The sequence below is a fragment of the Microbacterium sp. Nx66 genome (genome assembly GCF_904066215.1).
GTDB classification, from domain to species: domain Bacteria; phylum Actinomycetota; class Actinomycetes; order Actinomycetales; family Microbacteriaceae; genus Microbacterium; species Microbacterium meiriae.
This window is the reverse complement of sequence record NZ_LR880474.1, coordinates 2,824,026-2,848,494: the sequence shown is the minus strand read 5'-3', so window position 1 is coordinate 2,848,494 and position 24,469 is coordinate 2,824,026. Positions and strand designations below refer to the sequence as shown.

General features: G+C 72.6%; 24 protein-coding genes. 10 read left to right on the top strand and 14 right to left on the bottom strand.

The genetic code is table 11. The features are described from left to right. Positions 1-7 precede the first annotated feature (7 nt). Positions 8-1,096 carry an alcohol dehydrogenase catalytic domain-containing protein gene (locus MICNX66_RS13755; protein ID WP_187662333.1) on the top strand — a complete coding sequence of 363 codons (1,089 nt, stop codon included), beginning with the start codon at positions 8-10 and terminating at the stop codon, positions 1,094-1,096. A 4-nt stretch (positions 1,097-1,100) separates the two neighbouring features. Here the strand turns inward: MICNX66_RS13755 and MICNX66_RS13750 are convergent, their stop codons facing one another. Continuing rightward, positions 1,101-1,610 (bottom strand): CinA family protein, encoded by a 510-nt coding sequence (locus MICNX66_RS13750; RefSeq protein ID WP_187662332.1) that lies wholly within the window; start codon positions 1,608-1,610, stop codon positions 1,101-1,103. A 266-nt stretch (positions 1,611-1,876) separates the two neighbouring features. Here MICNX66_RS13750 and MICNX66_RS13745 point away from each other — a divergent pair, with 266 nt between their 5' ends. Next, a complete protein-coding gene (locus MICNX66_RS13745) occupies positions 1,877-2,608 on the top strand; it encodes a DUF6766 family protein (RefSeq protein ID WP_187664220.1) in 732 nt (243 codons plus the stop codon). Here the strand turns inward: MICNX66_RS13745 and MICNX66_RS13740 are convergent. Further along, complete coding sequence (locus MICNX66_RS13740) at positions 2,530-3,063, bottom strand: FHA domain-containing protein (RefSeq protein WP_187662331.1); 534 nt, start codon at positions 3,061-3,063, stop codon at positions 2,530-2,532. The genes MICNX66_RS13745 and MICNX66_RS13740 overlap by 79 nt on opposite strands. A gap of 198 nt (positions 3,064-3,261) precedes the next feature. Between MICNX66_RS13740 and MICNX66_RS13735 the strand changes: the two genes are divergently transcribed. The 3 genes from MICNX66_RS13735 (at position 3,262) to MICNX66_RS13725 (ending at position 5,588) form a co-directional block, all read left to right on the top strand. Continuing rightward, positions 3,262-3,600, top strand: coding sequence for a DUF7882 family protein (locus tag MICNX66_RS13735; protein WP_187662330.1), 339 nt, complete (start codon positions 3,262-3,264; stop codon positions 3,598-3,600). 111 nt (positions 3,601-3,711) lie between these two features. Next, positions 3,712-4,611, top strand: a complete 900-nt coding sequence (locus MICNX66_RS13730) for an SDR family oxidoreductase (RefSeq protein ID WP_187662329.1) — start codon at positions 3,712-3,714, stop codon at positions 4,609-4,611. Between the two features lie 59 nt (positions 4,612-4,670). Continuing rightward, entirely contained in the window at positions 4,671-5,588 is a 918-nt protein-coding gene (locus MICNX66_RS13725) for an EamA family transporter (RefSeq protein WP_187662328.1), read from the top strand. Positions 5,589-5,608: 20 nt separating this feature from the next. Here MICNX66_RS13725 and MICNX66_RS13720 read toward each other — a convergent pair whose 3' ends face one another. Further along, a complete protein-coding gene (locus MICNX66_RS13720; RefSeq protein WP_187662327.1) occupies positions 5,609-6,373 on the bottom strand; it encodes a YidC/Oxa1 family membrane protein insertase in 765 nt (254 codons plus the stop codon). 64 nt (positions 6,374-6,437) lie between these two features. Then, on the bottom strand, positions 6,438-6,710 hold the full coding sequence (locus tag MICNX66_RS13715; RefSeq protein ID WP_085606466.1) for a DUF6412 domain-containing protein: 273 nt from the start codon (positions 6,708-6,710) through the stop codon (positions 6,438-6,440). 92 nt (positions 6,711-6,802) lie between these two features. Between MICNX66_RS13715 and MICNX66_RS13710 the strand changes: the two genes are divergently transcribed. Further along, on the top strand, positions 6,803-7,843 hold the full coding sequence (locus tag MICNX66_RS13710) for an NAD(P)H-dependent flavin oxidoreductase (RefSeq protein WP_187662326.1): 1,041 nt from the start codon (positions 6,803-6,805) through the stop codon (positions 7,841-7,843). A 27-nt stretch (positions 7,844-7,870) separates the two neighbouring features. On the opposite strand, the gene purU is transcribed toward MICNX66_RS13710, so the two are convergent. Next, complete coding sequence (gene purU, locus MICNX66_RS13705) at positions 7,871-8,722, bottom strand: formyltetrahydrofolate deformylase (RefSeq protein WP_187662325.1); 852 nt, start codon at positions 8,720-8,722, stop codon at positions 7,871-7,873. Between the two features lie 83 nt (positions 8,723-8,805). On the opposite strand from purU, the gene MICNX66_RS13700 reads away from it, so the two are divergent. Beyond that, a complete protein-coding gene (locus MICNX66_RS13700; RefSeq protein WP_062632981.1) occupies positions 8,806-10,020 on the top strand; it encodes a cation:proton antiporter in 1,215 nt (404 codons plus the stop codon). Next, entirely contained in the window at positions 10,017-10,487 is a 471-nt protein-coding gene (locus MICNX66_RS13695) for a glutaminase (RefSeq protein WP_187662324.1), read from the top strand. The genes MICNX66_RS13700 and MICNX66_RS13695 overlap by 4 nt, the downstream gene beginning before the upstream one ends. A 2-nt stretch (positions 10,488-10,489) precedes the next feature. On the opposite strand, the gene MICNX66_RS13690 is transcribed toward MICNX66_RS13695, so the two are convergent. From MICNX66_RS13690 to MICNX66_RS13675, 4 genes are read right to left on the bottom strand one after another with little or no spacing between them, the layout of a single operon-like run. Then, entirely contained in the window at positions 10,490-11,206 is a 717-nt protein-coding gene (locus MICNX66_RS13690; protein ID WP_187662323.1) for a glutamine amidotransferase-related protein, read from the bottom strand. A gap of 40 nt (positions 11,207-11,246) precedes the next feature. After that, on the bottom strand, positions 11,247-11,996 hold the full coding sequence (locus MICNX66_RS13685) for a substrate-binding domain-containing protein (RefSeq protein ID WP_187662322.1): 750 nt from the start codon (positions 11,994-11,996) through the stop codon (positions 11,247-11,249). A gap of 10 nt (positions 11,997-12,006) precedes the next feature. After that, positions 12,007-12,282: a hypothetical protein gene (locus MICNX66_RS13680; protein WP_187662321.1), complete on the bottom strand. Its 276-nt coding sequence runs from the start codon at positions 12,280-12,282 to the stop codon at positions 12,007-12,009. Next, entirely contained in the window at positions 12,279-13,841 is a 1,563-nt protein-coding gene (locus MICNX66_RS13675) for a PspC domain-containing protein (protein ID WP_187662320.1), read from the bottom strand. Before MICNX66_RS13675 ends, MICNX66_RS13680 begins: the two co-directional genes overlap by 4 nt. A gap of 114 nt (positions 13,842-13,955) precedes the next feature. On the opposite strand from MICNX66_RS13675, the gene MICNX66_RS13670 reads away from it, so the two are divergent. Both MICNX66_RS13670 and MICNX66_RS13665 read left to right on the top strand, forming a co-directional pair. Further along, complete coding sequence (locus MICNX66_RS13670; RefSeq protein WP_187662319.1) at positions 13,956-15,182, top strand: ATP-binding protein; 1,227 nt, start codon at positions 13,956-13,958, stop codon at positions 15,180-15,182. Continuing rightward, complete coding sequence (locus MICNX66_RS13665) at positions 15,175-15,834, top strand: LuxR C-terminal-related transcriptional regulator (protein ID WP_187662318.1); 660 nt, start codon at positions 15,175-15,177, stop codon at positions 15,832-15,834. The genes MICNX66_RS13670 and MICNX66_RS13665 overlap by 8 nt, the downstream gene beginning before the upstream one ends. 6 nt (positions 15,835-15,840) lie before the next feature. Here MICNX66_RS13665 and MICNX66_RS13660 read toward each other — a convergent pair whose 3' ends face one another. The 5 genes from MICNX66_RS13660 to MICNX66_RS13640 all read right to left on the bottom strand — a co-directional run bounded on the left by MICNX66_RS13660 (position 15,841) and on the right by MICNX66_RS13640 (position 24,363). Then, positions 15,841-16,248, bottom strand: coding sequence for a DapH/DapD/GlmU-related protein (locus MICNX66_RS13660; protein WP_025102471.1), 408 nt, complete (start codon positions 16,246-16,248; stop codon positions 15,841-15,843). Positions 16,249-16,329: 81 nt separating this feature from the next. Further along, the gene (locus MICNX66_RS13655; RefSeq protein WP_187662317.1) at positions 16,330-17,103 is read right to left on the bottom strand and encodes an Fpg/Nei family DNA glycosylase; all 774 of its coding nucleotides are present in this window, start codon (positions 17,101-17,103) and stop codon (positions 16,330-16,332) included. Then, positions 17,103-17,900 (bottom strand): EI24 domain-containing protein, encoded by a 798-nt coding sequence (locus MICNX66_RS13650; RefSeq protein WP_187662316.1) that lies wholly within the window; start codon positions 17,898-17,900, stop codon positions 17,103-17,105. Before MICNX66_RS13650 ends, MICNX66_RS13655 begins: the two co-directional genes overlap by 1 nt. Before the next feature lie 46 nt (positions 17,901-17,946). Then, a complete protein-coding gene (locus MICNX66_RS13645) occupies positions 17,947-22,530 on the bottom strand; it encodes an ATP-dependent helicase (protein WP_187662315.1) in 4,584 nt (1,527 codons plus the stop codon). A 150-nt stretch (positions 22,531-22,680) separates the two neighbouring features. After that, positions 22,681-24,363 carry an ABC-F family ATP-binding cassette domain-containing protein gene (locus tag MICNX66_RS13640; RefSeq protein ID WP_187662314.1) on the bottom strand — a complete coding sequence of 561 codons (1,683 nt, stop codon included), beginning with the start codon at positions 24,361-24,363 and terminating at the stop codon, positions 22,681-22,683. Between the last annotated feature and the right edge of the window lie 106 nt (positions 24,364-24,469).

Sequence of the window (24,469 nt, the reverse complement as noted above, 5' to 3'; positions counted from 1 at the left end):
TCGAGTCATGGGAACGCTGCTGATCCGCCCGCCCGGACACCGGAGGGACGTCGCGCTGCGCCCCGCGGCCACCGCGATGGTCTGGGTCGGCGAAGGGCACCCGCACGAGACGATCGCGGTCCCGGGGGTCGCGCTCGGCGATCAGGACGTGCTCGTCGCCGTGGAGATGTCCACGATCTGCGGGTCGGACGTGCACACCGTGCAGGGGCGCCGGTCCGCGCCGGCGCCGCTCGTCCTCGGGCACGAGAGCGTCGGTCGCGTCATCGCGATGGGCGATGACGGTGCGGAGGCGGTGGACGGCACTCCGCTGCGGATCGGCGACCGTGTGGTCTGGTCGGTGACGGTGTCATGCGGCACCTGCGACCGTTGTCGGCGCGGCCTCACGCAGAAGTGCCGTGACCTGGGCAAGTACGGCCATGACCGCGTCGGCGCCCACGGCGACCTGACAGGGGCGTTCGCCAGCCACGTGCAGCTGCGGGCGGGCACCGCGATCGTGCGCGTGCCGGAGGCGCTGCCCGCTGCGGTGCTGGCGCCTGCCGCCTGCGCGACAGCGACCGCGTGGGCCGCAGTGGCGCGTGCCGCCCGTGACATCGACCTCGACGGCGCCGCGGTGCGCATCCACGGCGCGGGTCTCGTGGGGATCAGTGCCGCCGCGATCGCTGCCGAGCACGGTGCCGTCGTCGAGGTGCGCGATCCGGACGACGACCGGCGCGCCTTCGCCTCCCGGTTCGGGGCCACCGCGCTCGACCGCGACCCCGACGTCGTCATCGAGGCCTCAGGGCATGCCGTCGGGGAGGCCCTCGCGGGCGTCGCCGTCGGCGGGACGGTGGTCCTCGTCGGCAGCGTGTTCCCCGCAGCCCCGGTTCCGCTGGACGCGGAGGATCTCGTCCGCCGACTCATCACGGTCGCGGGGGTGCACAACTACGGTGCCGACGATCTCGCGGCAGCGGCGTCGTTCCTCGCGGGGCGCGGGCGCGCGTATCCGTTCGGCGAGGCCGTGGGGGCGGTGCGATCGCTCCTCGACATCGACGCCGCCCTCACCGAGGCGACAGCGCCGGGAGCCCCGCTGCGGGTCGGCCTCGTGCCGGGGCGCTGAGCTCTCAGTCCGAGCCGGAGCGCCGCGGTCCTGCGGGGTGCAGCCCCTCGGCGTGGAAGGCGAGCAGTCGCACCGCGGCGTCGACGCTCGCCGACAGGATCTCGTCCGGATCGCCGGTCAGCGCCAGCCTCCGGTGCCCCGCGTCGTCGGCGGTCGCCCAGCCCAGGTAGACCGTGCCCGCGGGGTGACCGCCCTCCGGACCCGGCCCGCCCACGCCGGTGGTGGAGACGCAGATGTCGGCGTCGAAGAGCTCCCGCGCTCCCGTGGCGAGCTGCTCGGCGCAGGCCGCGGAGGTGGGGTCGGTCCCCGGGGTCAGCCCCAGCACCCGCTCCTTCACCTCCGTGAAGTACGCGACGATGCCGCCGGCGAACCAGCCGGAGGCCCCCTCGCCGGCGCCGATCGTGTTCGCGAGGCGTCCGGACGTGAGCGACTCGGCCACGCTCACGCGCAGGCCTCGGCTGCGGGCGAGCTCGCCGAGGCGTTCGAGGTCGGGGGTCTCGTTCGGTGCGGTCATCGGGCGCTCCTCTCATCGGTTCCGCCAGGCTACGGGTGCCGCGGAGCCCTGATGGAGGGGATTGACAACCGTGTCCGCGTCAAGCCCCTGGAGGGCACTCATCCTGCGCGCCATCGTCGGACCGTGGTCACACCGACGAAGGAGGCGGACATGGCGGAGGATGCGCGTGACACCGCGGGAATGCGGGCGGTCTTCTGGATCTGGGCGGGGATCATCGGCGTCGGGCTCGCCGTGATGATCGGCCTGCCGCTGGGAGGGCGATGACGATGCGCTCGCGGATCAAGGACCACGCCCTCAGCCTCTTCTTCCTCGCGCTGTTCGCGCTCGCGCTCGGGGGCCAGGCGCTCGCGGGCTACCTCCGCAACAACGAGGAGCTCCTCGACCACGGGCAGGGGGCGATCGGCTTCGGGGACTTCCTCTGGTCGTCCGACTTCGCCGTCGACGTCGCCGAGAACTGGCAGTCGGAGTTCCTGCAGTTCTTCCTCTTCATCGCTGCGACGATCTGGTTCGTGCAGAAGGGGTCGCCGGAGTCGAAGAAGCCCGGTGATGAGGGGCCGGGCAGCGATGCGGATCAGCTCGTCGGCCCGCACGCCCGCCCGGATTCGCCGCGGTGGGCCCGGGCGGGCGGATGGCGAGCAGCCGTGTTCGGCAACTCGCTGCTGATCGTGATGGGGGCGGTGTTCGTGCTGTCCTGGTTCGCGCAGTCGCTCGCCGGCACGGTCGTCATGAACGAGGAGAACGCGATGCACGGCGTCGCCGCGATCACCTGGGCCGACTACGTGACCAGCTCGGACTTCTGGGACCGCACGCTGCAGAACTGGCAGTCCGAGTTCCTCGCGGTCGGGACGATGGTCGCGTTCGCGATCTACCTCCGGCAGCGGGGGTCAGCGGAGTCCAAGCCCGTCGGCACCCCGCACCATCAGTCGGCCTTGGAGTCCGATTGGGAGAGCTCGTCGTTGACGTCGGCCTGCGAGAGCCGCTCGTCGTCGGCGTCGTAGCCCGGACGCGCCTCCTGCAGCGGCTGGTCGGAGAACTCACCACCGAGGCGTCCGCCGAAGGGCCGGCCGTGGTCGGCGAACTCCTCGCGGGCGAAGACCAGCTCCCACGGGCCCACCGTGAAGCGGGATCCGGTGCGCAGCGTCTCGGTGCGCTCGCCGGGGTGGGTGGCGTCCGCGTCGGGGTTGGAGTTCATCTCGCCGTCGGCGTGCAGGGTCACCACGTACTCGTCGCGGTCGTCGTGCACGACCGTCGCGTGCACGGGCTCGGTGTCGGCGAGGCGCAGCTCGTTCCCTGCGGCGGAACCGATGCGCACCTCCTCCATGTCGAGCGCGAACTCCGTGCGCTCGTCGTCGCGCCGCACGCGCAGTCGCGGGTTGCCCGCGCCGCGCTCGGCGTGGGTGGTGCCGGGCGTGTAGCCCTCCTCGGGACGGTCGTCGATGTGGCGGTCAGTCATGGCGGTGCCCTCCTCGGGTGTCGATGATTCGAGGCTAACCCCCGCATGGATCGTGCGCAGGGCCTTGACTTCGACGCCTGCGTCGCCCTCCGAGGCCGATTTGCCGCGCGCCCCGTCCGAGGGCTTACCCTCTACCCATAGGCCGATCCCGGCAGTGTCCGCCGGGCTGAGGACCACCCGACCGAGGAGCATCACCCGATGGGCAAGTTCATCTACGAAGGCAGCGTGAAGACCGAGATCGAGGATCGGGCGCTCACGCACCTGCAGCTCGTGATCACGGCCAAGCTGCGCCGCGGCGAGCCGTTCCCGTTCAGCTGGCGTGAGGACGCCAGCGTGGGCGGCGGCCGGACCACCGTCTGGATCCAGCCGGGCAGCTCGCTCGTCTTCAAGTACTTCGGCAGCCGGCAGCCCGCCGTCAACCGGGCCTGGATCGAGGCGCTCGCCTTCACCGCCAACGCTCCCACCGGGCTCTACCTGGTTCCCGAGCCCGCCGAGAACGCCGAGCCCCCGCACGGCGACGCCCCCTCCGCCGGCTGAGGCCGGTTTCCCGGAGACCGCCCGGGGCTGTCAACCCCCTGCCGTCCGCCCTCCGAAGCCGCGAGGCTCGATCACGACCTGATCGTCAGCCCCATGACAGGAGGAGCGGAAATGACCGACACCACCCGCGACGGCGGCCTCACCGACCCCCGACACGCGCACCACGAGGACGGGTTCCCGGCGCAGAGCCAGGACCAGCCGGGCCTCACCGAGAAGACCACCCCGGAGCCCGACCACGGCGAGCAGTCCTACGTCGGCCACGGGCGGCTCGAGGGGCGGCGTGCCCTCATCACCGGCGGCGACTCGGGGATCGGGCGTGCCGTCGCGATCGCCTTCGCCCGCGAGGGTGCAGACGTGGCCATCGTCCACATGCCCGAGGAGCAGGAGGATGCGGAGGAGACGCTCGCGCTCGTCCGTGAGGCCGGTCGCACCGGCGTCAGCATCCCCGGCGACGTCCGCGAGGAGGCCTTCGCGACCGACGCCGTGCACCGCGCGCGCCGCGAACTCGGCGGCCTCGACGTGCTCGTCCTCAACGCGGCCTACCAGCACGACATCGACGGGTTCGAGAACCTCGACACCGAGAAGATGCGTCGAGTGTTCGGCACGAACCTCGCCGGTCTCGTCTTCTCGGCACGTGCCGCCTTCCCTGACCTCGAGCCCGGATCCAGCATCATCGTGACCTCGTCGGTGCAGTCGGCGCAGCCGTCACCGGGTCTCATCGACTACGCCATGACGAAGGCAGCACAGGTCGCGTTCGTCAAGGCGCTCGCAGAGGAGGCAGGGCCGCGCGGCGTGCGCGTCAACGCCGTCGCCCCCGGTCCGATCTGGACGCCGCTGATCCCCGCGACCGGATGGGGGCCGGAGCGCCTGGAGACGTTCGGGCAGGACACGCCGCTGGGGCGCGCCGGCCAGCCCGCGGAACTCGCCGGAGCCTACGTGTACCTCGCCTCGGCGGAGTCGTCGTACGTGTCCGGAGCAGTCCTCGCGGTGACGGGCGGCAAGCCGCTCTGATCCGCGTGAGGAGGGCGCAGGCGGCGGGGAGGCAGGACCCCGCCGCCTAAGCTTGTCTGGTGCAGAGACCCGCGACATCCGGACCCCTCGTGGGCGTCGCCCTCGTCATCGGATCCTGCCTCTCCCTGCCGTTCGGCGCCGCCGTCGCCGCGCAGCTCTTCCCCGTCCTCGGGCCGTGGGGCGTGACATCGCTCCGCGTCGCGATCGCCGCGCTGCTGCTGGTCGTCATCGTGCGACCGCGGCCCCGCGCCTGGACCCGGTCGCAGTGGCTCGCCGCGGTGCTGTTCGGGGTGTCGCTCGCGGCGATGAACGGCTTCTTCTACGCGGCCATCGACCGCATCCCCCTGGGGCCGGCCGTGGCGATCGAGTTCCTCGGGCCGCTCGTGCTCGCCGCCGTGCTGACCCGTCGTCTCCGGGATGCGGTGTGGGTGGGCGTGGCCCTGCTCGGCATGGCGCTGCTCGGCGTGGACGGCCTCGTCGGCGCCGAGCCCCTCGACCCGCTCGGCGTGGTCTTCATCCTCATCGCGGCCGGATTCTGGGTCATGTACATCCGGATGAGCGCGCGCGTCGGCGCCCTCATCCCCGGCAGCAGTGGGCTCGCGATGGGACTCGTCGTCGCGGCCGTGCTCCTCATCCCCGTGGGTGTGCCCGCGGCGGCCACCGTGGCGCTGGACCCGCAGCTCCTCCTGCTTGCGGCGGTCACCGCGGTGCTCTCGTCCGTCATCCCGTACAGCTTCGAGCTCGCGGCGCTCCGTCGGCTCCCGCAGCGGGTGTTCGGGGTGCTGCTGAGCCTCGAGCCGGCGTTCGCGACGCTCGCCGGGTGGCTCATCCTCGGACAGGACGCCACGCCGCTGCGGCTGCTCGCGGTGGCGCTCGTGATCGCGGCGAGCGTCGGGACCACTCTCGGCGTGCGCCGCGACCGGAGGGGCGACGGTGCCGCGGGACCGTTCACCGCTCCGATCCCGCTTCCGGACTGACCCCTCCGGCCGAGCGGCTCTCACGCCCGGACGACGGCCGGCTGCGGCAGCGGGTAGCGGCGGCGCAGGATCACCCGCTGCACGAGGGTCCACACCACCGTGACCGTGAGATAGAGCGCGGCGGCCAGGGGGACGAAGGCCGCGAACACCGCGGTGAGGTAGTGCAGCGCCGACATCATCCGCAGCATGCCGGGGGAGCTGAGCGGGGAGTCGTCGCCTTCGACGGGGACCGGCCGGAACACCCGCCGGGTGACCTCGGCGACGGCGACCATCACGGCCAGCAGCACGCCGAAGACCGCGAACGTCGCCGGGGTCGCTGTGCCGCCGAACAGGGCCGACACCAGGCTCGTGCCGAGCGGGGCACCGAAGAGGTCGTGGGTGAGCAATTCATTCGGGTGTCCGGCGATCTCCGGTCGCAGGAACAGGGTGTACAGCAGCCCGACGACGGGTGCCTGCGCCAGCACGGGCAGCATCCCTGCGAAGGGCGAGGTGTTCTCGGCCCGGTAGAGCGCCATCATCTCCTGCTGCAGGCGCTCCGGGTTCTTCCGGTGGCGCTGCTGCAGCGCGCGCAGTTTCGGGGCGAGGCGGGCCCTGGTCTGCTCGGCTCGGGCCTGGGAGATGCCGACAGGGATGAGGAGGGCGCGCACGAGGAGGGTCACCAGGACCACGGCGAGGGCGGCGGCGGAGGGGCCGGCGAGGGGTTCGAGAAGGGTGGAGAGGCCGTTCAGGGCGCCGTAGGCGGCGTCCAGGAGCGCGGCAAGGGGAGGGAAGGCGAAGATGTCCACGGGAAGGTCCGTTCGATGAGGTCGGGAAGGGTCGGCGAAGGCCGCGCGGTCCCGGTCGGACGGACTACGCGGCGGTCGCGACTCCCGGCGCTCGCGGACGAGGGTGCCCGGCGGCATCCGGATCGCTCTGCGGGAGGAGCGTTCCGACATCGATCGCCCGCAGCGGGTGCGGGGCATCGGCGGAGGCCTGGTGGCGCACGCTCAGCACGAGCGCGAGCGTGAGGACGGTGACGGCGAGCAGCGCGATCGCGAGCCCGAGCGCGGCGGCATCCGGCATCGTCACAAGGCCGATCGCGGCCGCGACGAAGCCGAGCATCTGCCCGAACCACTCGCTCATGCCGCGAGCTTACCCCGTTCGAATCGCCTGGATCGCTGTATCCGGGCCGCCGATGGAGCCATTCAGGCGATTCGAAGGCGTACCGTCGGGGTATGGCGACAGAAGAACTTCTGGGAGTGGAGAATCCGATCGTGCTGGGGGCGTTCGGGGGGACCTCGTCGGTGGAGCTGACGGCGGCGGTGAGCGCGGCCGGCGGGCTCGGATCCTACGGTCTCTATGGCTACGACGGGGACCGGATCCGGGAGGTCGGGGCCGAGCTGCACCGCGCCACGGACCGCCCCTTCGCGCTGAACATCTGGCTGCCCCTGGGTGACGAGGCCGTGCCGAACCCGCAGCACACGGTCTTCGCGCAGGCGCTGGAGCCGTTCTACGAGGCCGTCGGGGTTCCGGTGCCGGCACGCCCCGAGCGTTACATGCCCGACCTCGACGAGCAGCTCGACGCGGTCTGGGAGGTCGCCCCCGCCGTGCTGAGCGTGGTGTTCGGGGTGCCGTCGCCCGCCGTCGTCGCCGAGGCCCGCGACCGCGGCATCCGGGTCGTCGGCACCGCCACCACGGTCGCCGAAGCGGTCGCGCTCGCCGAAGCCGGAGTCGATGCCGTCGTCGCGTCCGGAGCTGAGGCGGCCGGGCACCGCGTGTCGTTCCTGCGCCCCGCGACCGAGTCGCTCGTCGGCACCATCGCGCTCGTGCCCCAGGTCGTGGACGCGGTCGACGTGCCCGTCATCGCCGCCGGCGGGATCGCCGACCGCCGCGGGGTCGCGGCGGCCTTCGCCCTCGGTGCCTCCGGCGTGCAGGTCGGGACGGCGTTCCTCGCGACCGCCGAATCCGCCGCGACGGCAGCGCACCGCGACGCCATCCGGACCACTGCCGCCGACGAGACCGTGCTGACGAAGGCGATGAGCGGACGCCTCGCCCGCGGAGCCCGCAATCGCGCGGTGCGGGCGATCGAGGCGAGCGGCACGATCGCCCCGTTCCCGATGCAGAACTGGCTCACCGGACGCTTCCGCGCGGCGGCAGGAGAGCAGAATCTCGGCGAGCTGCAGTCGCTGTGGATGGGGCAGGCCGCCCCGCTCGCGCGCGGGACGACCGCCGCCGAGGTCTTCGCAGAGCTCGCCGCCGGGGTCCCCGGCCGTTGAGAACGCCGACCGCTGAGCGGCGGAGCGCTACAGGATGACGGTCGAGCGGCCGTGCACGATCACGCGGTCCTCGGCATGCCACTGCACGGCACGGGCGAGCACCAGACGCTCGACGTCGGCGCCCCGGCTCTGCAGCTCGGCCGCGGACTCGGAGTGCGTGACCCGCGTGACGTCCTGCTCGATGATCGGCCCCTCGTCGAGGTCGGCTGTGGCGTAGTGCGCCGTGGCACCGATCAGCTTCACGCCGCGCTCCTTCGCCCTGGCGTAGGGGTTCGCGCCGATGAAGGCGGGCAGGAACGAGTGGTGGATGTTGATGACCGGGGCTTCGAGGCGCGTGATGAAGTCGTCGCTGAGGATCTGCATGTACCGGGCGAGCACGACGAGATCGACGTTGCCGCGGAGGAGGTCGAGCTGACGCTCCTCCATCGCCTGCTTGTCCGTCGAGGGGATGTGCACGAACGGCACTCCGAAGGAGCGGACCGCCTCGGCGAGGTCGGGGTGGTTCGAGACGACCATGGTGATGTCGATGTCGAGCTGCCCCCGCTGCGTGCGCCAGAGCAGCTCCATGAGGCAGTGGTCGTACTTCGAGACGAAGATCGCCACGCGCTTGCGCCGGGCGACGTCGTGCAGCGACCACTCCATGCCGAAGCGCTCCGCGACCGCCGCGATGTCGGCCTCCAGGGCGGGGCGCGCGGCGGACAGGCCGTCGAGGTGGATGACCGTCCGCTGGAAGAATCGGCCACCCTCGGAGTCGGTCGAGTGCTGGTCGAGCGAGATGATGTTCGCCCCGTGCCGGGCGAGCACGCCGGCGACCGCGGCGACGATGCCGGGCTGGTCGTCGCAGGCGATCAGCAGTCGGGCGGTATCGGGCTGGGTCATGGCTGCTCCTCGGGGTGTGCATCGATTCTGCCGTGTCGCGCGGGCGGGGAGCGAATCGCCCGCGGCGTCGCTACCCTGAGACCGTGGATGCGAGCGACGTCGGACTGGTGCTGATCCCGCTGCTGGCGGTGGCCGCACCGCTTCTCGCACGCGGCGTCCGTCCGCTCGTCCGGGTGCCGATCGTCGTGTTCGAGCTCGTCCTCGGGATCCTCGTCGGTCCTGCGGTGCTCGGCTGGGTGGAGCCAGGGCCCCTCCTGGAGAAGCTCAGCGACTTCGGCCTGGCCGTGCTGTTCTTCGTCGCCGGCTCCGAGATCGACTTCCGCCAAGTGGCCGGGAAGCCCCTGGCCCGGGCGTCGCTGGGCTGGCTGCTCAGCGTGCTGCTGGGCATCGGGCTCGGATTCTTCTTCGCCCCGGGCGAGGGCATGGTCGTCATCGGGATCGCGTTGAGCTCGACCGCCCTCGGCACGCTGATGCCGATCCTGCGCGATGCGAAGGAGCTGGACACCCCGTTCGGCCGTGCCATCAGCACCATCGGCGCCGTGGGGGAGTTCCTGCCGCTGATCGCGATCTCGATCTTCCTGAGCACCCGGACGACGCCCCTGGCCACGGCGGTGCTGCTGACTTTCGTCGTGCTCGCGGGACTCGCCGTCCTCGTCGCGCACCGGGTGCCGCACGGGCGCCTGCACGGCATCGTGCGCGCGACCCTCCACACCTCCGACCAGTTCGGGGTGCGCTTCGTGATCCTCCTCATCGCGGCCCTCGTCGGCCTCAGCGTGATGCTCGACCTGGACATGCTCCTCGGCGCCTTCGTCGCGGGGGCCATCTGGCGCATCATCATGGCGCGGGCACCCGAGAAGGACGCGGCCGAGGTCGAGAGCAAGATCGAGGGGCTCGCGTTCGGCTTCCTCGTCCCGGTGTTCTTCCTCTACACGGGCGTGACCTTCGACCTGCAGGCGCTACTGACGTCTCCCTCGGCGATGTCCCTGGTGCCGGTGTTCCTGCTGGCGCTCCTGGTGATCCGCGGGTCGGCCGCTCAGCTCTCCGCCCCGGCGGGCGCGAGCGGACGCGACCGTGCCGCCCTCGGCCTGCTCGCGGCCACCGGGCTGCCGATCATCGTCGCGGTCACCGCGATCGGCGTGGATCAGGACATGCTCGACTCCGGGACCGCGGCCGCGCTCGTCGGGGCGGGCATGCTGTCGGTGCTCCTGTACCCGCTGATCGGGATGACGCTGCGGGGCGATCGTGCGCAGGTCGCCGGCCCGCGCCTCGCCGACCAGACCACGCTGGGGGAGCTGTGACCACCGCCTCCGCCCTGCTGACCCAGGCCGTGCAGGAGCTCGCCGGCGCACCCCGCGAGGGCCTCGGCGAGGAGAAGGACTCGCGCTGGCGCGGGCGGCGGATCGTCCGTGTCGGCGAGGCCTGGCACCTCGGCGTCATCCTGCTCACCGACACGCATGCCCTGGCGACGGCGGAGGTGCTCCGCGCGGCGGACCCGGGGCGTCGGGGATACACCGCCGAGTCGGCGCGGGCACGGGCCGAGCGCCGGGCCCTCGCGCTCCGGGGCGGCTTCCATGAGGGGGATGTCGTGCACGTCGGCTGGAGCGTGATCGACGTCGACGCGGTGGATGCCGGAGGCTCCTCCGGTCCGCTCGCGCTCATCGACGGCGTGCCGTCGGTGCGCTGGAGCCAGGCGGGCGGGTTCATGCCGCTGGAGGCCTACCTGCGCGAGCGCATCCCGCTGCTCCGCGGCGACGCGCCGACCTGATCTCAGCCGAACAGCTCGGCGAAGCGGCGGAGCAGGGCGGCGCCCTCGGTGACCGAGGCCGCGAGGACCTCCTGCTGCACCGCGTCGAACTGGGCCGGATCGAAGTACCCCGTCGTGCGGTAGAACGTCATCCGGTCGGCGAAGTCGCGCGGCGTCGGCTCGGGATGGAACTGCGCGGCGTACAGGTGCGTCCCCACCCGGTAGGCCTGCACGGGGCAGGTCGCGTTGGTGGCGAGCAGCACGGCTCCCGGCGGAGTCGTGGCGGCGCTCTCCTTGTGCGCGGTGAAGACGGTGAGTGCCGGACCGGACGGGCCGAACACGGGATCGACGGCGCCCTCCGGCGTCGTGTCGATGACGGTCGCGCTCGCCGCCTCCGGCATGGTCGTCACGACCTCGCCGCCGAGGAGGCGGGTGAGCACCCCGATGCTGAAGCACGTGAAGAAGGCGGCGATCCGCTGTTCCCGTGCGGCGCGGGCGAGCGTCTCCAGATCGGCCTCCACGCGGCGCTGCACCGGGGTCTTCTCGACGTCGGTGACGTTGAACGGAGAGCCGCCGACGACGACGCCGCGGTAGCGGTCGAGGTGGGCTTCGGTCAGCGGCTCGTGCAGCAGATCGAGACGGTCGACCACGTCGACTCCGAGTGCCCGCCGGAACGAGGCGTGCTCGGCATCCGCCGCCCCGGTCTCGGGTCGCACGCAGACGTAGAGAAGCGAGGCCATCAGGCGATTCTAACGAGGGGGAGCGTCCCGGCCCGACGGCTTAGCGGGACGAGTTCGCGGTGCGTCCTCGGACGATCCCGACGAAGGTCTCGACGTCAGGCGTGGTTCGGTCGCGCGGCCAGGCGAGGGCCACGGTCGAGACCGGGCCGTCGGCGAGGACCCGATAGTCGGCGTCCTTCCGGTGGTGCAGTCGGGCCAGTGACATCGGGACGACGACGACGCCCACACCGGTCGCCGCCGTGGCGATCGCGTCGCCTGTCGACAGGGGTCCGACGCGTGCAGGGATGGTGCCCGGCAGCTCGACCGGCCCGAGCACGTCGTCGGACAGGGAGAACAGCACCTCGCCGTCGAGGTCGGCGGTCGTCAGCTCGTCCGCCGCGAGCAGGTGCGAATCGGTCGAGGCCACGACGACGGGGACCTCGTCGTACAGCGGGATGACGTGCAGGGCGTCGTCGTCCAGCGGGAGGCGCACGAGGGCGGCGTCGAGATCATCGAGCGCCTCTCGCTGCCCGGCGACCTCGATCGCGACGAGCTCGAGGGCCACGTGGGGCAGGCGCCGCTTCCACGTGTCGATCCACTTGCCCGGCGTCGCTCCGGGCACGGCGCCGAGGCGGAACGTCCGCGGCTCCTCGGGTGTGGCGGTCGGAGCGTCGAACACGACCTTCTCGGCGCGGGGTGAGCGGCGCGGAGCCGGCTTCCCCTGGCGTGAGCCGCCGCCCGCGGCACGGCCCCGGTGGGCGGGTGAGCCCTTGCCGGAGCCTTTCGCGGGTCGTCGTCCCTGGTGCGCCATGGGATCCAGGCTACTCGGGGTCCTCCGAGTCCTCGGCGGGGGAGTTCCGCTGAGTCCGGCGGACCAGCCCGGCGACACCGCCCACGAGGAACAGAGCTCCCGCGGTGAGGAGCACGATCGTGAGCAGGGTGGCGGGAGTCATCGTCCCCACGCCGTCGGCCAGCGCGGCGCGGCGATCCGCGTCGGCGAGGAACCACAGCGCCCCCACGGCGATCGCGGCGAAGGTCGTGCCCCAGATGATGGATGCCCAGCGCACCCGTGGTGCGGTGATGGTCTCGGTGCTCATTCCTGGCCCTCCTCGGGCTCCTGCAGGGTCACGACGATGACGCCGCTCGACTGGTCGATGGTCACGGGCTGGATCGTGGAGGGGCTGCCCTCCTCGGCGGAGATGTTCGCGGTGAGGACGTTCTCCTCGCCCCGTGGCCGGGTCGAGATGACGCCGGTGTCCATGACCATCGGATCGTCCGGATCGACGCGGAGCCAGCTCACCTCCACGGCGTCGCCGACAGTGCCGCGGAGCTGCAGCTGCACGCCGGCGTCGACGAAGATCTCGGTCCGCCCCGATCCCTTCTCGATCTCGATGGGGCGGGGGCCGCCGTCGTGCGGGTGGAGCTGCAGGTACAGATCGCCGAACGGCTGTCGGATGTGCGCCTCCTGGTTGTTCGTGAGCGAGGCGTACCCGAGGGTGAGACCGGGCATCGTGGACAGGAAGCCGGTGAGGAGACCCGCGGCCAGCGTCAGCACGGTGAGGAAGGCCAGTGCGCCGCTGCGGCGACGGAGGGCTCCGGCCGTGATCATCGCCAGGGCCAGGACCAGTGCGCCGGACAACAGCCCCAGCGCGCCGCCGAGGGCTTCACCGACGGCGAGTCCCACCCCGGCGCCGACCACGATCGCGAGTCCGAGCGCGGCCATGACGAACGGGAAGCCGGCGCGCGGGTTGGACGCGCGGCGGAGGCGTCGGCGCTCCGCGGCCTCGGCGGCGAAGACGGCGGCTTCGGCCTGACGCTCCCGGCGGAGCTGGTCGCGTGCGGCGCGCTCCGCATCCTGCTGCTGACGGCGCCAGGCCTGATCCTGCTCCTTCCACGCGGCATGCTGGGCGCGCCAGGCCTCCAGCGCGGCGGGGTCCTGGGTGCCCGGAGGCAGGGGTGCCGGAGGTGCAGGGATGGCGAGGACGTCGTTCGGGAGTTCGGCGGGGAGCGTCGTCGGGGGAGGCGCGTCCGTCGCCGCGGGAGGAGTGGCGTCCGCCCCCGTGGCGGGACCCGAACCCGCGAGGGGGGCGGACGCGGCCGGGGCCGCCGGATCTGCGGAAGCCCCCGGCAGATCCGGCGCGGAAGCGCCCGGGGTGCGGCGCGCGGCACGCACGATGAGGAAGAGCAAGGCGGCGGCGAGCACGAGCCCGACCACCCAGGTGAAGGTCGACAGTGCCGACCAGCCGTCGTAGCCGAGTCCGAACAGGCGCCCGGTGAGCGGGGCCGTCGGGAAGAGGCCGATCACGGCGAGGGCGAGGATGCCGAGCTGCACGGGGTCGTACCGGCGCTGCAGCAGATCGCGCAGGTGCACGCGGCCGTCGACGTCCGGCAGCACGGCCCAGGCGAGGGCGTACAGGAACAGGGCCGGAAGACCGAAGAGGGCCGTGACGACGAGGATTCCGCGCACGATCAGCGGATCGATGCGCAGCCGGATCGCGATGCCCGCGGCCACGCCGCCGAGCCACCCGTCGGTGCGGACGACGCCGAGGCCGGCGACCCACAGCAGGAAGCGGTCGGCGCCGCGCGGTGCGCGAGGGGTGTCCGGCGTCGACGGGGCGGGCTCGGCGGGCGGCGGCGGAGCGGTCGGAATCGTCATGAGTCGATCCTCGCGGTCGCCGGCGCCGTGAGGCCATGGGGGGATCCCCTGAGCGCACCCTGATTCCGCGCCGGGGAGGACCCCGAGCGGGGGACAGGATGATTGGATGACGGTATGCCCTCCGCCGTCTCCACGCTCCCCGGCCCCGCGCCGGCGACCGTGCGTCCGGCGCTGACCCGCGACCGCGACGCTCTCGTGACCGGAGTGAGCGCCGGGCTCGCGCGGCACCTCGGAGTGCACGTGGGCCTGGTGCGGGCGCTGTTCGTCGCCCTGACGCTCTGCGGGGGTGCGGGCGTGCTCCTGTACGCCTGGTGCTGGACCTTCATGCCGTGGACGGAGGGGACGACGGCGCCGACGCGTCGCCTCCCGGTCGCCTGGCTCCTGCTGGTCCCCGCGGCCGTCGGCGCCCTCGTCGTCGTGGTGTGGCGCGGGGGCAGCGACTGGCTGAACGGCTCGATCCCTCCGGGGACGGCGGCCGTGGTGGTCGGCGGGACCACGCTGTGCGCGACCGCCTCCGGGCTGTGGGCGACGCTCATCGATCGCACCGACACGGCGCGCGGCCCCCGGCACACCACCACCGTCCGCATCCTCGCGGTGCTCATCCTCGGCCTCGTGGTCCTCCTGCTCCTCTCGTGGCCGATCGCCCGCTCGGGCGTCGTGCTCGTGCTGCTCCCGCTGACCGGGCTGGTCGCGGTGGTGGCTTCGGCCCTCATTCCGCGCTGGCGGGAGCTGGCCGGAGAGCGCGTGCGCCGCATCCGAGAGGAGCAGCGCAGCGTGATGGCCGCCCATCTGCACGACTCGGTGCTGCAGACGCTCGCCCTCATCCAGAACCGGGCCGGGGCATCGAGCGAGGCGGCACGGCTGGCCCGGGCGCAGGAGCGGGAGCTGCGCGCGTGGCTCTACGACGGGGACGCCCCGGCGGACAGCGACCTGCCGACCGACCTGCGCGACTACGCAGCGGCGCTGGAGATCGACCACCCGGTCCGGATCGATGTGGTCTCGGCCGGGCTGTCGGCGGAGCGGGCGAGCGGCGAGCTGGCCGCCGCGGCGCGCGAGGCGATGCTGAACGCCGCGCGGCACGCCGGCGGCGAGATCTCCGTCTACATCGAGGGTCGGGTCGACGGCGTCGACGTGTTCGTCCGCGACCGCGGTCCCGGATTCCGGCTCGACGAGGTGCCGGGCGACCGTCTGGGCGTGCGGGAGTCGATCATCGGGCGCCTGCGTCGCGCGGGTGGCACGGGTTCGGTGCGCAGCGACGACGCCGGTACCGAGGTGCATCTGCGCCTGCCCACCGTCTCGTCCCCGGAACGGGGCGCCGGCCGACAGGAGCCCCGTGGCTGACCGCCTCCGCGTCGTGATCGTCGACGACCACTCCATCTTCCGCTCAGGCCTGCGGGCCGACCTCGATGCGAGCGTGGAGGTCGTGGGGGAGGCCGCAGACGTGCCCACGGCGATCGCCGTGATCGCGGAGACGGCGCCCGACGTGGTGCTCCTCGATGTGCACCTTCCGGGCGGGGAGGGCGACGACGCGACCGGCGGGGAAGCCGTGATCCGAGGGACGGGACCGACGACCACGCGCTTCCTGGCCCTCAGCGTCTCCGATGCCGCGGCCGATGTCGTGCGGGTCATCCGGGCCGGGGCGCGTGGCTACATCACGAAGGGCTCGTCAGGCGGCGAGGTGAGCGCCGCCGTGCACGCCGTCGCCGAGGGGGACGCGGTGTTCTCGCCGCGGCTCGCGGGATTCGTGCTCGACGCGTTCGGCGCCGTGGCCGGCGAGACCGCCACCGCGACCGACGAACTCGACCGCCTCTCCTCGCGCGAGCAGGAGGTGATGCGGTTGATCGCCCGCGGCTACGCGTACAAGGAGGTCGCCACCGCCCTCTTCATCTCGATCAAGACCGTCGAGACGCACGTGTCGTCGGTGCTGCGCAAGCTGCAGCTCTCCTCCCGCCACGAGCTCACGGCGTGGGCGTCGGAGCGGCGCCTGCTCTGAGAGCGGTCAGGCCGCCAGCCAGAGACCCTTCTGATCGGTGGCGACGGTGAGCCCCGCCGCGACCGTTTCGTCGTCGCCGATGCGGGCGCCCCGCACGATGCGGGCCCCGGCCCCGATGTCGGTGCGGACCCCGACGTGCGCGTGGTCGCCGACCGCCGCGCCCTGGCCGACGTGCGCGTGGGCGTCGATGTACGCGCCCTCGCCGATCACGGCGTCCTCGTCCACCCACGCACCGCGGGCGACGATGGCCCCCGCTCCGACGCGTGCTCCCGGTTCGATGTAGGCCCCCGCCTCGATGTGCGCCTTCGGATGCACCTTGGCGCCATGCGCGACGAGACCGCGACCGTTGGCGTGCTTGCGGTACCGCAGCGTCGCTCCGTGGTCGTTCTCGATGTCGACGTAGTTCTTGCCCACGATTCCTCCCGTGCTCCGGAGCTCTCCGGATATATCAACAACCACGAGAGGGGGAGATTCATTCCCGCGGATGGATACCGCTCAGCGCTGGCACCGAGGGCACCAGAACGTGATCCGCTCACGGGTCGGATCCGCCCCCAGCTCCCCGCGACGGATGAGCGTTCCGCAGCGTCGGCAGGGGCGTCCGGCGCGTCCGTAGACCCACGTGGACTGTCCCGGGCGGTCGATGCCGGTGAAGGTGCGGTTGCGGCGGTCGCGGTTCGCGCGGATGGTCCGCACGCCCAGGTCGAGGAGGGCGGCCACGTCGACCTCGGGAGTCGGCGTGGTCGGCAGGATTCCCCGGAGGAACAGGAGTTCTGCCGCGTACTCGTTGCCGAACCCCGCGACGTTGCGCTGATCGAGCAGGGCGACGTGGATGGCCCGGGTGTCGGTGCCGAGCCGCCGTGCGGCCTCGATCGGGTCCCAGTCGGCCGCGAGCGGGTCGGGGCCGAGGTAGCCGACGAGGTCGTCCTCGTCGCGGGTGGGGACGACCTCGACTTCGGCGATGTCCACGCCCACGGCCTCGCGTTCGGCCGTGCCGACGATCGCCCGCACCTTGAACGCGGGATGCCGCCACTTCTCACCGGGCCGGTACACGAACCACGCACCGTCCATGCGCAGATGCGAATGGAGCGTGCTCTCGCCGATCCGCAGCAGCAGGTGCTTCCCGCGGGGGACGGCGCCCTGCACCCGCTGGCCGGTCAGATCGAGGGTCGCGAAGCGCGGAACGCGGAGGTCGAAGCGCGTGACCTGCCCGCCGGCGAGGGCCTCGTCCAGGCGGCGTGCGGTGCGGAAGACGGTATCGCCCTCGGGCATCAGGCGATCCCGGGTGTGCGGTCGTGCGGCACGGCCGCACTCGCCGTCGGCTGGACGGCGGCGAGTGGGGTGCGGGCCTGCATGTCTCGCGCCAGCATCGTGCTCCCCGCGACCGCGGCCGGCATCACGGCGACGGCACCCCCGGGGATCAGGAAGCACAGCTGGGTCGCGACGCCGAAGCCCAGCACGCGGGCGCGACTGCCGGAGAACAGCGCGGCCCGGGCGGCGGGGCTGAGGTCACGGGCGTCGAAGGCGCGACCGGTCAGCTCCCGCGCCAGCAGGCGGCCCGTGAGGACGACACCGGAGACCGCTCCGAGGACACCGCCGACGCCGGGCACCAGGCCGATGAGGAGCACGAGGAGCGCGATCAGGATGCCGAGCACGACGAGCCGGAGGCCCTCGCCGACGGTCGTCCAGAAGCTGCCGCCATCCGCAGGAGGCGGGTCGCCGAGGTCCTTCTCGACGGCGTGCCAGATGCGCTGGTAGAACGGGTCGCCGATCGTGAGGGTGAGAGCGCTGAACACGGAGCTGGCCAGAGCGAGTGCGGCGGCGACCACGACGAGGCCGACCGCGGTCCGCAGGACGCCACGCCAGGGCTCCACCCAGCCGTCGGCGAACGGGGTGAGCCAGGCTGCCAGCGAGGGCATCGACAGGATCAGCGGCACGAGGACGGCGGCGAGGAGGACGAGCGCGATGATCGCGGGGACGAGCCCGAGCGCCATCAGCCCCGGACGGGTGCGCCACACGCCGAACCCGCGGAACAGGGTGCGGACGCCGGCGGCGAACTCTCGGATCATGGCTCCAGGGTAGGGGTGGATCGGTGGTGGTCGTGGTGAGGCCGGGTCAGACGGCCTTGCGGAGGGTGAAGCCGCGCGGCGTCTGCACGAAGCCCGCCTCCTGCAGAGCCCGCCCGAGGATCGTGCCGTACACCCCCTCGCCGTTCACCTTCTCGACGGTCAGGGTGTCGAGGCGGCGGTCCCTGGCTGTCGTCGCGAGGTCGGCGGCGGCGGCCTGCAGCACCTCCTCGTCGTCCGTGAAGCACAGCACGGTCCGTCCGCCGCGCTCGAGCGACAGAACGAGCGCGCCGTCGACGAGCACCACGAGCCCGCCGGCCTTGCGCCCCGGGCGATGCGAGACGCCCTCGAGCTTCGGCCACCCGAGCGCCGCGCCGTAGGGGTTCGCGGGGTCGGTGGCCGCCAGGGTGACGGCCTTCCGCGGCGGCGGATCGGCGAGACCGGCGTAGGTCCGCAGACGGTCGACCGTGGCCGATGCCGCGAACTGTGCGGCGCCGAGCTTCTCGATCACGTAGCCGCGGCGGCAGTGCCCCGCCTCCTCGAACCCGGCCAGCACACGGTATGCCTGCGCGAACCCGCCAGGCACGCCCTCCGACTGCACGGCCCCGCGGGTGACGACGCCATACCGGTCGAGGAGCAGGCCGGCGGTGACGGTCGCGCGGCGCGCCGGGTCGGTCTCGACCTCGGGGAGCAACGACCAGCGTCCGCCGATCGAGGTCGGTCGAGGAGCCGTGCGCGTGAGGGACATGCCGCGATAGGTGCGCGCACGCGGAGCACGGCGCTTGACCTTATGGGCCTGGGAGCCGCCGGTCAGCAGCGAGCGGATCGGCGCGAACGTGTCGTTCGTCACATGCCCCGACCAGGTCAGAGACCACAGCGCCTCCAGCACGGACTGCTCGTTCTCGGCGCCGGTCATCTCCTTGAGCTGCGCCGCGAAGTAGGCGCCGCCCGCCGCGAGGGCCGCGAGGAGGCGCGCTTCGAGCGACTCCGCGGCGATCTCCGCGTCCGGATCGGGCAGCGTGAACGGGGCGAGATCGGCGGGGTGCAGCGAGACCCACCCGTCACGCCCGGGGAGCGTGCCGTGTCCGGACCAGATCACCTCGCCCGCGGCCGTGAGCTCGTCGAGCATCGCCGGGGAGTAGTCGCGCACCCGCGATGGCAGGATGAGCGACTCCCAGGCGCTGGCCGGGATCGGGACGCCGGCGAACTGCTCGATCACCGTGAGCACGCCGTCGATGCCCTCCAGGGGGCGACCGAGATGCTGCCAGTCCGGAAGGAATCGCGCGTACGCCTCGGGCGAGACGGGTTCGACGGATCCGCGGATCGCCGCGAGCGACCGCATCCGCAGCCGCCGCAGGACCTCGGTGTCGCACCACTCGAGGTCGTCGCCGCTGCCGGCCGCGGTGGGGAGGAAGTACCCGCTCGTGAGGCGGCCGTTCGTCTCCAGGCGCTGCAGGGTGTGCCGGGCGACGGCGGCGCCGAGGCCGAACCGCTCGGCGACGGCCGTGGTCGTGAAGGGGCCGTGGGTGCGGGCGTGACGGGCCACGAGGTCGCCGAGGGGATCCGCCAGGGGCTCGAGGAACGCGACGGGGATGCCGGTCGGCAGGGCCGCCCCGAGCGCATCCCGCAGGCGCCCTGCATCTTCGATCGCGGCGACCCTGGACACCCCGGCGATCGTGACCGGGATGGCACGTCGCGCGGTCACGAGGTCGTCGAGCAGTGCCGCCGCGGTCGCCCCGGCGGTGGAGTCGGGATCGAGGCGCGCGGCGACCTCGTCGGCATCGAGCGGGCCGAGCAGCCGGAGCAGGTCGGCGACGCCCTCCAGGCCGCGCGCCCGGCGTTCCGGATCGAGCCGCTGGGCCTCGCGCTCGAACTGGGCGATGACGTCGGGGTCGAGGAGCTCGCGCAGCTCGACCGTGCCCAGCAGCTCGCCCAGCAGCGCCGGGTCGACGGAGAGAGCGGCGGCGCGGCGTTCCGCGAGCGGTGAGTCGCCCTCGTACATGAACGCCCCGACGTAGCCGAAGAGGAGGTCGCGCGCGAAGGGCGACGGCTGCCCCGGCTGCGTCTCGACGAGGCGGATGCGGCGGTCGGCGATGCTCGTCGCGAGCTTGCGCAGCGACGGCAGATCGTAGACGTCCTGCAGCACCTCGCGCAGGGTCTCCAGGATGACGGGGAAGGTGGGATGGCGTCGCGCGACCTCGAGGAGTTGCGCCGAGCGCTGGCGCTGTTGCCACAGCGGCGTCCGGCGGTTGGGGTTCGTGCGCGGCATGAGCAGGGCCCGCGCGGCGCACTCGCGGAACCGGGAGGCGAAGAGCGCCGAGCCGCCGACCTCCTGCGTGACGAGCTGTTCGAGCTCATCCGGATCGAAGACGAACAGCTCCGCGCCGGGCGGTTCCGACTCGGCGTCGGGGATGCGGACGATGATGCCGTCGTCGCTCGCCACCGCGGAGCCCTCGACGCCGAGGCGCTCTCGCACCCGTGCGTTGATCGCCAGCGCCCACGGCGCATGCACCTTCATGCCGTACGGGGAATGGAGGATGACGCGCCAGTCGCCGACCTCGTCGTGTCCGCGCTCGACGGTCAGCGTGCGGTCTGTCGGCAGGGTGCCCGTGGCCTCCCGCTGCTCGGAGAGGTGGGCGAGGAGGTTCGCGCGCGCCTGTTCGTCGAGTCCGGCGGCGATGAGGCGCTGCTCCGCCTTCTCCGGCTTCGCCGCGGACACCTCGCGGGAGAACGCCCCCAGTGCCTCGCCCAGCTCGAACGGACGCCCGATGCCGTCGCCGTGCCAGAACGGGACCTTTCCCGGCTGGCCGTAGGCGGGGATGACGTTGACCCGGTCGTGGGTGATCTCGGCGATGCGCCAGCTCGTGGTCCCCAGGGTGAACACGTCGCCGACGCGGGACTCGTAGACCATCTCCTCGTCGAGCTCGCCCACTCGGGCGCCCGTGGACTCGCCCGCCACGAAGACGCCGAAGAGCCCGCGGTCGGGGATGGTGCCGCCGCTGGTGACCGCGATCCGCTGTGCGCCCGGGCGGCCGGTGAGCGTGCCGGCATCGCGATCCCAGACGAGTCGCGGCCGCAGCTCGGCGAACTCGTCGGAGGGGAAACGGCCGGCCAGCAGGTCGAGCGTGGCCTCGTAGGCGGAACGGGGGAGTGACTGGAAGGGGGCGGAACGGCGGACGGTCTCGAACCACTCCTCGACGCTGATGGCGCCGAGGGCGCTGGCCGCGACGGTCTGCTGGGCGAGGATGTCGAGCGGATTCCGCGGCACCTGGATCGCCTCGATCTTCCCCGCCAGCATCCGCTCCGTCACGATCGCGGTGTGCAGCACGTCGCCGCGGTGCTTGGGGAACAGGGCCGCGCGGCTGATCTCGCCGACCTGATGCCCGGCGCGACCCACGCGCTGGAGTCCGGAGGCCGCGGACGGCGGCGCCTCCACCTGGATCACGAGGTCGACGGCACCCATGTCGATGCCGAGCTCCAAGCTGCTCGTGGCGACGACGCACCGGAGCACGCCCGACTTCAGCTCCTCCTCGACCTGCGCACGCTGCTCTTTCGACACCGAGCCGTGGTGGGCCTTGGCGAGCACGGGATCGGCGCCCGCGGTGGACCCGGCCTGCGCCATCATCGCGGCGGGCACGGTCGGCTCCGGAAGCGCGACGCCGATCCGTTCCGCGTAGATCTCGTTCAACCGTCCGGTCAGCCGTTCGGCGAGGCGGCGGGAGTTCGCGAAGACGATGGTCGAGTTGTTCTGGAGGATGCGGTCGACGATCGCCTCCTCGACGTGCGGCCACACCGACCCGGTGACCTCGGTGTACTCCGCGTCGATGCCCGGCGCCTCCGGCGGGGCCCCGGGTGGCGGCGGCGGGTTGGTCATGTCGTCCATCGGCACGACGACACCGAGTTCGAAGGTCTTCGATGCCGGCGGGGCGACGATCTCGACCGGATCACCGCCGCCGAGGAAGCGCGCCACCTCGTCGATGGGGCGCACGGTGGCGGACAGGCCGATCCGCTGCGCTGCGGTCTCCGCACCGTGGGAGCGACGGAGGGCGTCGAGGCGCTCCAGGCTCACCGCGAGGTGCGCGCCGCGCTTGGTGGCGGCGACGGCGTGCACCTCGTCGATGATGACGGTGTGCACGTCGCGCAGCGTCTCGCCCGCCCTGCTCGTGAGCATCAGGTACAGCGACTCGGGCGTGGTGATGAGGATGTCGGGCGGATCGGACACGAGCTTGCGCCGATCGCTCGATGTCGTGTCGCCCGAGCGGACGCCCACCGTGATGCCGGGGGCGGTGAGGCCGAGCCGCCGGGCGGACTGCCCGATGCCGATGAGCGGCGAACGCAGGTTGCGCTCCACGTCCACGCCGAGGGCCTTGAGCGGGGAGATGTAGAGGATCCGCGTCCGGGACCCGTCCTTCTTCGGCTCCTCCGGCGCGTCGGCGCGCTCGCGGAACACGCTGTCGATGGCCCAGAGGAACGCCGACAGCGTCTTGCCGGATCCTGTCGGCGCCACGACGAGGGCATGCTTGCCGGCGGAGACCGCCTCCCACGCGCCCGCCTGGGCCGGTGTGGGGGCGGTGAAGGCACCCCGGAACCAGTCCTGTGTGGCCGGGGTGAAGCGGTCGAGCACGTCGCTCATGCCTCCATCATTCCCGACCCCACCGACATCCGGCTCGGACCTTGACACCCGGCTCTCCCGCCCGCACGACCCGGTCCCGCCCGCACGACCGAACCGTGGTTCCGGTCGTGCGGGCGGACATGGGTCGTGCAGACGGAACGGGTGACGAGGTCACACCACCTCCTGCAGCACGCCGTCCGCGTCGATCTCGAGCGTGAGGTCGAGGTCGAGTCGGGAGAGGAAGGCGTCGTCGTGACTCACCACGAGCACCGCGCCGCGGTAGGCCCGCAGCGCCTCGACGAGCTGGTCGACCGTGTCGAGGTCGAGGTTGTTCGTCGGCTCGTCGAGGACGACGAGGTGCGGAGCCGGATCCGTCAGGAGCAACCGGGCCAGGGCGACCCGGAACCTCTCCCCGCCGGACAGCGCGGACACCGGGCGGTCGGCCGTCCCGCCCCGGATGAGGAACCGTGCGAGCCGGTTGCGGAGCTCCTTCTCCGGGACCTGCGGTGCCGCGGCGGCGACGTTCGCGAAGACGGAGAGGCTCTCGTCGAGACCGTCGACGCGCTGCGGGAGGTAGCCGATCCGGTCAGTGAGCGCCTCCGCCCGGAGCTCCGGCCGTTCACAACTCAGGAGATCGCGCCCGATCTCCGCCTCCGGCGTCGGATTCGGACGTTCCGGCGCCTCTGCTCCTGAGTTGTGCACGGCCCCGTCGACCAGCCGCTCCAGCAGGGTCGTCTTGCCGGCGCCGTTGCGTCCGACGAGGGCCACGCGCTCCGGACCCTGGATCACCCACGACCGCTCGGGCCCGTTCAGCTCGGCGATCCGCCGACTCCGCGACACGTCGGGGTCCGGAAGCTCGATCTTCATCGACGCGTCGGACCGCACCCGCCGTCCCGCCGCATCGTGTGCCGCACGTGCCGCGTCCTCCTTCGCGCCGACCTCGGTGCGCAGCTTCCCTGCGGACACCTCGGCGGCCATCTTCCGACCGTGCGCGATGATCTTCGGAACGCGCTTCTCGACCTCGGCCTTCTTGGCGGTGCGGGCCCGGTGAGCGAGCTTGACCTCGGCCTCGATCCGCTGCCGCTTCTCCTTGCGGAGTACCTGGGCGGCGGCGACCTCGGCCTGCTTCGCCGCGTCCTGTTCCGCATCCAGCCACGCGCGCCATTCGGAGTACGGCCCGCCGAACACCGAGAGGTTCCGTCCGTAGAGCTCGGCGGTGTCGTCCATGAGCTCGAGCAGTGCGAGGTCGTGGCTCACGACGATGAGCGTGCCCTTCCACGACTGCACCATCGCGGCGAGGGTGGCCCTGGCGTCGCGATCGAGGTTGTTCGTCGGTTCGTCGAGGAGCGTGATGGGTGCCCGCCGCAACCGGATCCCGGCGATCGCGACGAGCACGGCCTCCCCGCCGGACAACTCGCCGACCGTGCGGTCGAGGAACGCGGGGACGAGCCCGGCCTCCGCGAGGGAGGCCTCCGCCCGTGCCTCGATGTCCCAGTCGTCGCCGACCGCGTCGAAGTGCACCGGGTCGACGTCGCCCGCCGTGATGGCGCGCACGGCGTCGAGGGCCGCCGTCACTCCGAGGAGGTCGGACACCCGGCGGTCCACGTCGAGCGTGAGCTGCTGGGGGAGGAAGGCGACCTCGCCCGAGGTGTTGAGGGATCCGGAAGTGGGCTCGAGTTCCCCGGCGATCAGTCGGAGCAGGGTGGACTTGCCGGCGCCGTTGCGGCCGACGAGGCCCGTGCGCCCGGCACCGAAGGCTCCGGAGACGCCGTCGAGCGCGACCGTGCCGTCCGGCCAGGTGAAGGAGAGCCGGTCGAGGACGACCGAGGCGTGCGAGGAAGAGGGGTGTGACATGGGGTGTCTCCTGTCGAGTGCGAGGGTGCACTGACACCGAGCCCCTGCCGGGCCGTGGAGCCACGGAAGCGGAGGAGGGCGTCTGCCGGGGAGTCGGCGATCGTCG